Below are 8,779 nucleotides of genomic sequence, written 5' to 3' on the forward strand. Positions count from 1 at the left end.
GATCGCCGTTGTATGGCTGCGGTCAGCGGTGGCTGCCGTACTCCTCCACCAGCTCGCTCGCGCGCTTCACATCGGCCGCCATCCGCTCCAGCAGCGCCTCGATCGAGTCGAACTTCTCCTGGCCGCGCAGGAAGGCGAGGAAGTCCACCTCCACATGGAGCCCGTACAGATCCAGACCGACCCGGTCGATCGCGTACGCCTCCACGGTCCGCTCGGTCCCGTCGAACTGCGGGTTGGTGCCGACCGAGATGGCCGCGGGCATGGACTCGCCCTCGGCCGTCAGCCAGCCCGCGTAGACCCCGTCGGCCGGGATCGCGGTGTGCGGCAGCGTCTCCAGATTGGCCGTGGGGAAGCCCAGTTCGCGGCCGCGCTGCGCGCCGCGGACCACGACGCCCTCGACGCGGTGCGGCCGTCCCAGGACCTCCATGGCGCCCGCGACGTCCCCCTCGGCGACCAGCCTGCGCACCAGGGTGGACGAGAACGGCTCGCCGCCGCCCGCCGCGCCGCGCTCGTACAGGTCGATCACCTCGACCTCGTAGTCGTAGGTGGTGCCCAGCTCGCGCAGTGAGTCGACGTTTCCGGCGGCCCGGTGGCCGAAGCGGAAGTTGGGGCCCTCCACCACGACCCGCGCGTGGAGCTTGTCGACCAGCACCTTCACCACGAAGTCGGCGGGGGTGAGCCGCGAGAACTCCTGGGTGAACGGAAGGATCAGCACCGCGTCCACGCCCAGTGCCGCCATCAGCTCCGCGCGCCGCTGGTGCGGGGCGAGCAGCGGCGGATGGCTGCCGGGCCGCACGACCTCGCTCGGATGCGGGTCGAAGGTGACCACGACCGCCGGTACGCCCAGCTCCCGCGCGCGGGCCACCGCGCGGCCGATGATCAGCTGATGCCCGCGGTGCACTCCGTCGTAGGAACCGATCGTGACGACGCTGCGCCCCCAGTCCTCGGGGATGTCCTCCAAGCCACGCCAGCGCTGCACTATGCCCGCTCCTCGCCCGAACCTTCGACTGCCGGATTATCGCTTTCGCTTTTGCTTTCGCAGCTCTAAGACTGCCATGCCGCCCGCCCCCACCGTGCACCGGAGGCCGGTCGGCGGGGGCCCGCGGAACCCCTATGCGAAGACGGCGAGGCTCTTGGCCCGGCCCTTCGACTCCTCCACCAGGGCCAGGAAGCGCCCGTCCGGTCCGAAGACCGCCACCGGGCCCGCCGCGGCGCCCTCGCGCGGCGGCATGTCGATCCGTACGCCGTTCCCCAGCAGCCGGGCCTGGTGCTCGTCGACGTCCCAGCGCGGGAACGCGGCGGCCGCGGCCTCGGCGATGGGCATGATCTGGAGGGACTCCTCCAGCTGCTCCAGCGTCCGCGCGGCCTCCAGCCCGTATGGGCCGACCCGGGTGCGGCGCAGTGCCGTCAGATGGCCGCCGGTGCCGAGCCCGGCGCCGAGGTCGCGGGCCAAGGCGCGGATGTACGTACCCGAGGAGCACACGACCGTGACGTCGAGGTCGAGGACGGGGGTGCCGTCCTCGGCCTTCGCCTCGCGGGACTCATGGAGGACGAAGGACGAGACGGTGACCGGCCGGGCCGGGATCTCGAACTCCTCGCCCTCCCGGGCCCGGGTGTAGGACCGCTTGCCGTCGATCTTGATGGCGCTGACCTTGGACGGCACCTGCTGGATGTCCCCGGTCAGCTCGCCGATCCCGGCCTCGACGGCGCTCAGCGCGGTCCCGGCCGCACCGCCGGAGGAGGTGATCTCCCCCTCGGCGTCGTCCGTGACCGTGGTCTGGCCGAGCCGGATGGTGGCCGTGTATTCCTTCTCGGTCAGCGCCAGATGGCCGAGCAGCCGGGTCGCCTTCTCGACGCCGATCACCAGCACGCCCGTGGCCATCGGGTCCAGCGTCCCGGCGTGCCCGACCCGGCGCGTACCGGCGAAGCGGCGCATCTTCGCGACGACGTCGTGCGAGGTGAACCCGGCCGGTTTGTCGACGATCACCAGGCCGTCCGGCGTACCGGAACCGGCCCTGCCCTTGCGTGTCATGCGTCCGCGGCACCCTTGCCGCCGGAGGGAGACTCGCCGTCGTCGCCGCCGGAAGCAGACTCGTCCGCCTCTTCCTCACCCGGCTTGCGGTACGGGTCGGCCTCACCGGCGTACGTGGCGCCCGAGGACGCCTCACGGACCTCCGCGTCGGCCGCCTTGGCCTTGGCGAGGAGGTCGTCGATCGTACGGGCGTTGTCCGGCAGGGCGTCCGGGACGAACGTCAGGGTCGGGGTGAACCGCACCCCGGTCTGCCGTCCGACCTCCGACCGCAGCACGCCCTTGGCGCTCTCCAGGGCGGCGGCCGAGGCCGCACGCTCCTCGTCGTCGCCGTAGACCGTGTAGAAGACGGTCGCCTCCCGCAGATCACCGGTGATCCGGGTGTCGGTGATGGTCACATAGCCGAGCCGCGGGTCCTTGATCCGCCGCTGTAGCGTCTCCGCGACCACGACCCGGATGCGGTCCGCCAGCTTGCGTGCCCGCGCGGTGTCGGTCATGCGTCTTCTTCTCTCTTCTTCGCTTCACTCATCGATGGTCAGGGACGGTCATCGGCCGGCCGTCGATCCCCGGCCCTCACTCGTCGTCGCCACCGTGGAGCCGCCGTCGTACCGACAGCAGCTCCACCTCCGGCCGCGCCGCGACCAGCCGCTCGCAGCGGTCGAGGACGTCGTTGAGGTGGCTCGCGTCCCCCGAGACCGCCGCGAGGCCGATCTCGGCCCTGCGGTAGAGGTCCTGGTCACCGACCTCCGCCACGCTCACCGCGTACTTGCGGTGCAGCTCGGCGACGATCGGGCGGACGACGGAGCGCTTCTCCTTCAGCGACCGTACGTCGCCGAGGAGCAGGTCAAAGGACAACGTCCCTACATACATGCAGTCCGGGTCAAGCCACCCGTGGGGCCTTGGGGGTTCGGGCTTCTCGAACCGTACACGCAAGGGCCGGGGCCGATCGACGGAAATTCTCCGCCGACCGGCCCCGGATGAGAGGCACGCGTCAGCCGCGCGGCTTCTCGCGCATCTCGTACGTCGCGATGACGTCGTCGATCTTGATGTCGTTGTAGCTGCCGAGGTTGATACCGCCCTCGAAGCCTTCGCGAATCTCGGTGACGTCGTCCTTGAAGCGGCGCAGACCCTCGATGTTGAGGTTCTCCGCGATGACCTTGCCGTCGCGGACGAGGCGGGCCTTGGTGTTCCGCTTGACCTCGCCGGAGCGGATGAGCACACCCGCGATGTTGCCCAGCTTGGACGAGCGGAAGACCTCGCGGATCTCCGCCGTGCCCAGCTCGACCTCTTCGTACTCCGGCTTGAGCATGCCCTTGAGGGCCGCCTCGATCTCCTCGATCACCTGGTAGATGACCGAGTAGTAGCGGACGTCCACGCCCTCGCGCTCGGCCATCTGCGTGGCACGCCCGTCGGCGCGCACATTGAAGCCGATGACGATGGCGTCGGAGCCGGTCGCCAGGTCGATGTCGGTCTCGGTGACCGCACCCACACCGCGGTGCAGGACGCGCAGGTCGACCTCTTCGCCGACGTCGAGCTGGAGCAGGGAGGACTCGAGGGCCTCCACCGAACCGGACGCGTCGCCCTTGATGATGAGGTTGAGCTGCTGCACCTGACCGGCCTTGAGCACCTTGTCCAGGTCCTCCAGGGAGACCCGGCGGGTGCGCTTGGCGAAGGCGGCGTTGCGCTCGCGCGCCGCGCGCTTCTCGGCGATCTGGCGGGCGGTGCGGTCCTCGTCGACGACGAGGAAGTTGTCGCCCGCGCCCGGCACGTTGGTCAGACCGAGCACCAGGACCGGGGTCGAGGGACCCGCCTCCTGGAGCTGGTTGCCGTTGTCGTCGAGCATCGCCCGGACGCGGCCGTACGCGTCGCCGACGACCATCGTCTCGCCGACCTTCAGGGTGCCGCGCTGGACCAGCACGGTGGCCACGGCGCCGCGGCCGCGGTCGAGGTGCGCCTCGATCGCGATGCCCTGCGCGTCCTGCTCCGCGTTGGCGCGCAGGTCGAGCGAGGCGTCCGCGGTGAGGACCACGGCCTCGAGCAGCTGGTCGATGTTCAGACCCTGGCGGGCGGAGATGTCGACGAACATGGTGTCGCCGCCGTACTCCTCGGCCACCAGGCCGTACTCGGTCAGCTGACCGCGCACCTTGGTCGGGTCCGCGCCCTCGACGTCGATCTTGTTGACCGCGACCACGATCGGCACGTCGGCCGCCTTGGCGTGGTTCAGCGCCTCGATCGTCTGGGGCATCACACCGTCGTTGGCCGCCACCACGAGGATCGCGATGTCGGTCGACTTGGCACCACGGGCACGCATGGCGGTGAACGCCTCGTGACCCGGGGTGTCAATGAAGGTGATCTTGCGCTCTTCGTCGTTGACGTCGGTCGAGACCTGGTAGGCACCGATGTGCTGGGTGATGCCACCGGCCTCGCCCGCGACCACGTTGGTCTTGCGGATCGCGTCCAGCAGTCGCGTCTTACCGTGGTCGACGTGACCCATGACGGTCACCACCGGCGGACGCGCGACGAGCATCTCCTCGCCGCCCTCGTTCTCGCCGAACTCGATGTCGAAGGACTCGAGAAGCTCGCGGTCCTCCTCCTCCGGGCTGACGATCTCGACGGTGTAGTTCATCTCGTCGGCGAGAAGCTGGAGCGTCTCGTCGGAGACCGACTGGGTCGCGGTGACCATCTCGCCGAGGTTGAGCATCACGGCGACCAGCGACGCCGGGTTGGCGTTGATCTTCTCCGCGAAGTCGGTGAGCGACGCACCACGCGACAGCCTGACCGTCTGGCCGTTGCCGCGCGGCAGCATCACGCCGCCGACCGACGGGGCCTGCATGGCCTCGTACTCCTGGCGCCTCTGCCGCTTCGACTTACGGCCACGACGCGCCGGACCGCCGGGACGGCCGAACGCACCCTGCGTGCCACCACGGCCACCGGGACCACCCGGACGACCGCCGAAGCCCGGACGGCCACCGCCGCCACCGGGACGACCGGCGAAACCGCCGCCGCCACCCGGACGACCGCCGCCACCGCCACCGGGACGACCGGCGAAACCGCCGCCGCCACCCGGACGACCGCCGCCACCGCCACCGGGACGACCGGCACCGCCGGGACCGCGACCGCCGCCGCCACCGGGGCCCGGACGCGGACCCGCGGCCGGACGCTGCGGCATCATGCCCGGGTTGGGACGCGGGCCGCCGGAGCCGCCGCCGGGGCGGGGGCCGCCGCCCTGGGCGCCCTGCGGACGCGGCATCGAACCCGGAGTGGGACGGGGACCGCCCGCACCCTGGCCGCGACCGGCACCGGGACCGCCCTGGCCGCCGCCCTGCGGACGCGGACCGGCACCGCCCTGGCCGCCGGGGCCCGGACGGGCACCGCCGCCGGGACGGGGCGCCTGCGGGCGCACCATGCACAGGTGGAGCCACCGGAGGTGAAGGGGTTGTACCCGGACGCGGACCGAATTCCACCACAAGGGGCGAAAAACGAGCGATCCTGCCCAGGACGAGGAGCAGCCGGAACGGCCGCCATGAACCGCCATGACCTGACCATCTGGCCCTAGCCATAGCCGCCCTGACCACCCTGGCCTGGCCACCGGGGCCGGGACGGGCACCGGGGCGCGGACCAAGCGTGGCGCCCGGCTTGAAGCGCGCCCGACTTGGCCGGGGAGGGATTGGGGGCCGGGAGTGGCCGGCGGGGCGGTGAACTCCGGCTGCGCCGCGCAGCCGCGGGCTGCGCCGGACCCGGCTTGGGGCCGGGCGTCGGGCGGGCGCCCGGAGTCGGCCGCGGGCCCGGGGTGGGCGCCGCGGACGGCGTGCTGCCGGGGCCCTCGGCGGCGGCCGGCTTGGGGCCGGGCGTCGGGGGCTTGGGGGCAGCGGGACGGGCCGCCGACGCCGGACCCGGCGTCGGGGGCTTGGGCGTCGCCTTGCGCGGCGCCGAGGGCTTGCCGGAGGCACGGCCGGAGCCGTTGCCGCCCTGGAAAGCGTCAGTCAACTTGCGGACAACCGGCGCCTCGATCGTCGAGGACGCCGAACGTACGAACTCACCGAGCTCCTGGAGCTTGGCCATGACGACCTTGCTCTCAACGCCGAACTCCTTGGCGAGTTCGTATACCCGGACCTTAGCCACTTCGCTCCTTTTAGGTCCGGGTTACCGCCGGACCGTCGCTACTTCATGGGCGTACTCATCGCGTACTCATCGAGTGCTCATCGCAATCTCGACCTACTTCCGACTCGCGAGGTACCTGACCGCACGGTTGTTCCGTGCCGTTCTTCCAGCTTCTTACTGGGGTGACTGCTCACCCTGGTGCTCGACATAGCGGCGCAAGTCCGTGGTGTCGAACGCCCCCGGTCCCCTGAAGGCCCGGGGAAAGGCCCGGCGGCGGACCGCCAGGTCGAAACAGACCCGTGTGGGGTGCATATAAGCGCCCCGACCGGGCAGCGTACCGCGCCGATCGGGGACGCAAACGCCCTCGACCGCCACGATGCGCAGCAGATCGTCCTTGGCCGCCCGCTCCCGACATCCCACACAGGTTCTCTCAGGGCAGGCACGGGCTCGCGTGCGGCCAGACACTGCTTAAGTCTACCTCCCTGCGCCGACCTCACCCCTTGGGGGGAGTGATCGAACCGTCACACGATTTCGGCTGGATCCCGGGTGTCCGCGGCTTGAATCAGCCTTGATCGACCCTGATCAGGTCTGATCGGCGGACTGATCGGTGTCCGGCCGGATGTCGATCCGCCAGCCCGTGAGCCGGGCGGCGAGCCGGGCGTTCTGCCCTTCCTTGCCGATCGCCAGCGACAGCTGATAGTCCGGCACGGTGACCCGCGCGGACCGGGCCGCCAGGTCCACGACCTCGACCTTGCTCACCCGGGCGGGCGACAGCGCGTTCGCCACCAGCTCGGCGGGGTCGTCCGACCAGTCGACGATGTCGATCTTCTCGCCGTGCAGCTCGGCCATCACGCTGCGCACCCGGCCGCCCATCGGGCCGATGCACGCGCCCTTGGCGTTCAGGCCCGAACGGGTGGACCGGACGGCGATCTTCGTGCGGTGACCCGCCTCACGGGCGATCGCCGCGATCTCCACCGAGCCGTCCGCGATCTCCGGCACCTCGAGCGCGAAGAGCTTCTTCACCAAATTGGGATGCGTACGCGAAAGGGTCACCGACGGGCCGCGCACGCCCTTGACCACTCGTACGACGTACGTACGGAGCCGGGTGCCGTGCGCGTAGTCCTCGCCGGGCACCTGCTCCTGCGAGGGCAGGATCGCCTCGAGGCGGCCGATGTCCACCAGGATGTTCTTCGGGTCCTTGCCCTGCTGGACGACGCCCGCGACGACATCGCCCTCCCGACCCGCGTACTCGCCGAAGGTGATCTCCTCCTCGGCGTCCCGCAGCCGCTGGAGGATGACCTGCTTGGCGGTCATGGCGGCGATCCGGCCGAAGCCGGAGGGGGTGTCGTCGAACTCGCGGGGCTCCTCGCCCTCCTCGAGATCGTCGGCGTCCTCCTGGGCCCACACCGTCACATGGCCGCTGTTGCGGTCCAGCTGCACCCGGGCCCGCCGGCGGCTTCCCTCGGTGCGGTGGTAAGCGATGAGGAGAGCCGACTCGATCGCCTCGACCAGCAGGTCGAACGAGATCTCCTTCTCCCGCACCAGACCCCGCAGGGCACTCATGTCGATGTCCACGGCTACGCCTCCTCCTTGCTCTCGTCGCCCTCGGGCTTGCGGTTGAACTCGATCTCCACACGTGCCTTGGAGATCTCCTTGAAGGCCAGCCGCCTGGTGGTGGGCTTGCGCCCCTTCACTCCGGGGACTTCCAGATCCAGCCCCTCGTCATCGACCGCGATGATCCGGGCGATCAGCTCGCCGCCCTCCACCAGCTGCGCCTTCATCAACCGTCCGGTGGCCCGGCGGTAGTGGCGCTGCTCGATCAGGGGGCGCTCGGCGCCGGGGGAGGTGACCTCCAGGACGTACGGGGTCTGACCCATCGCGTCCGACTCGTCGAGCGCCTGCGAGATCGCCCGGCTCAGCTCAGCACACGTATCCAGCTGCACGCCGTCGTCGGAGTCCACCACGATGCGAAGGACGCGCCGCTTCCCGGCCGGTGTCACCTCGACCTCTTCCAGATCCAGGTCCCGTGCGCTGACGAGCGGTTCCAGCAGTCCGCGCAGCCTTTCGCTCTGGGTCGTGCTCATCCGGGTGACTCCTCGGCCGCGTGTGCTGTTGTGGGAAGGTCGCGTGTCAGCTCAAAGCCTATCTGTTCCGGCGGCGGGCTGACGATTCGGTGGCCGCTGCCCGGCTTTCCGGCCCCGCGCGGGTACGCTCGCCTGCTGTGATCACTAACGGCGGCCGGGAGCTGCCGCAGCCCGGAAAGAGGAACGTGTCGATCACGAATCCCCCACCTCGCCCCACGTCCCCGTCCCTCCCCCAGGCCGCGTCCCCGCGGCGGCGAAGTCTGCTGCTGGCAGGCGGCTCGGCGGGCGCCGCCGCGCTGCTCGCCGGCTGCTCCGGTGACTCGGACGACGGACACCGGTCATCCGGTTCCGCGGACGTCGCGAAGCTGCGCGCCCGGGGCGTACGGGACTCGGCCGCGCTCCTCGCGCGCTACGACGCGACCATCGACGCCCATGCCGGGCTCGCGGAGCGGCTGCGGCCGCTGCGGGCGGAGACGGCGGCCCATATGGCGGCCTTCGGCTCCAAGGCCCCCTCCGCGTCCGCCTCCGCGACCGCGTCCCGCTCACCGGCAGCGGGCGGGCGGCG

Annotated in this window: 7 protein-coding genes and 2 pseudogenes; 1 reads left to right on the forward strand and 8 read right to left on the reverse strand. The window is 71.1% G+C overall.

What is annotated here, in order from left to right; genetic code table 11:
- Positions 1 to 22: 22 nt before the first annotated feature.
- The 8 genes and pseudogenes from SSOG_RS12925 to rimP all read right to left on the reverse strand — a co-directional run bounded on the left by SSOG_RS12925 (position 23) and on the right by rimP (position 8,214).
- The gene (locus SSOG_RS12925; protein WP_009714667.1) at positions 23 to 979 is read right to left on the reverse strand and encodes a bifunctional riboflavin kinase/FAD synthetase; all 957 of its coding nucleotides are present in this window, start codon (positions 977 to 979) and stop codon (positions 23 to 25) included.
- Between the two features lie 132 nt (positions 980 to 1,111).
- On the reverse strand, positions 1,112 to 2,032 hold the full coding sequence (gene truB / locus SSOG_RS12930; protein WP_009714668.1) for a tRNA pseudouridine(55) synthase TruB: 921 nt from the start codon (positions 2,030 to 2,032) through the stop codon (positions 1,112 to 1,114).
- Positions 2,029 to 2,526, reverse strand: a complete 498-nt coding sequence (gene rbfA, locus SSOG_RS12935) for a 30S ribosome-binding factor RbfA (protein ID WP_009714669.1) — start codon at positions 2,524 to 2,526, stop codon at positions 2,029 to 2,031. The genes truB and rbfA overlap by 4 nt, the downstream gene beginning before the upstream one ends.
- Positions 2,527 to 2,602: 76 nt before the next feature.
- The gene (locus SSOG_RS12940; protein ID WP_009714670.1) at positions 2,603 to 2,899 is read right to left on the reverse strand and encodes a DUF503 domain-containing protein; all 297 of its coding nucleotides are present in this window, start codon (positions 2,897 to 2,899) and stop codon (positions 2,603 to 2,605) included.
- Positions 2,900 to 3,020: 121 nt separating this feature from the next.
- Positions 3,021 to 6,151: pseudogene (gene infB / locus SSOG_RS57895) on the reverse strand (translation initiation factor IF-2).
- Between the two features lie 153 nt (positions 6,152 to 6,304).
- On the reverse strand, positions 6,305 to 6,595 hold the full coding sequence (locus SSOG_RS12950; protein ID WP_009714673.1) for a YlxR family protein: 291 nt from the start codon (positions 6,593 to 6,595) through the stop codon (positions 6,305 to 6,307).
- Positions 6,596 to 6,712: 117 nt separating this feature from the next.
- Positions 6,713 to 7,705 carry a transcription termination factor NusA gene (gene nusA / locus SSOG_RS12955; RefSeq protein WP_009714674.1) on the reverse strand — a complete coding sequence of 331 codons (993 nt, stop codon included), beginning with the start codon at positions 7,703 to 7,705 and terminating at the stop codon, positions 6,713 to 6,715.
- Positions 7,706 to 7,707: 2 nt separating this feature from the next.
- A complete protein-coding gene (rimP, locus tag SSOG_RS12960) occupies positions 7,708 to 8,214 on the reverse strand; it encodes a ribosome maturation factor RimP (RefSeq protein WP_009714675.1) in 507 nt (168 codons plus the stop codon).
- A gap of 137 nt (positions 8,215 to 8,351) precedes the next feature.
- On the opposite strand from rimP, the pseudogene SSOG_RS53520 reads away from it, so the two are divergent.
- Positions 8,352 to 8,779: pseudogene (locus SSOG_RS53520) on the forward strand (hypothetical protein); the annotation flags it as partial.

Origin of the sequence: Streptomyces himastatinicus ATCC 53653 (assembly GCF_000158915.1) — a bacterium.
Taxonomy (GTDB): domain Bacteria; phylum Actinomycetota; class Actinomycetes; order Streptomycetales; family Streptomycetaceae; genus Streptomyces; species Streptomyces himastatinicus.

What these genes read in the sequence shown, in the direction of transcription:
- truB (WP_009714668.1), bottom strand. Translation starts at nt 2,032, where the DNA reads ATGACACGCAAGGGCAGGGCCGGTTCCGGTACGCCGGACGGCCTGGTG.
- rbfA (WP_009714669.1), bottom strand. Translation starts at nt 2,526, where the DNA reads ATGACCGACACCGCGCGGGCACGCAAGCTGGCGGACCGCATCCGGGTC.
- SSOG_RS12940 (WP_009714670.1), bottom strand. Translation starts at nt 2,899, where the DNA reads ATGTATGTAGGGACGTTGTCCTTTGACCTGCTCCTCGGCGACGTACGG.
- rimP (WP_009714675.1), bottom strand. Translation starts at nt 8,214, where the DNA reads ATGAGCACGACCCAGAGCGAAAGGCTGCGCGGACTGCTGGAACCGCTC.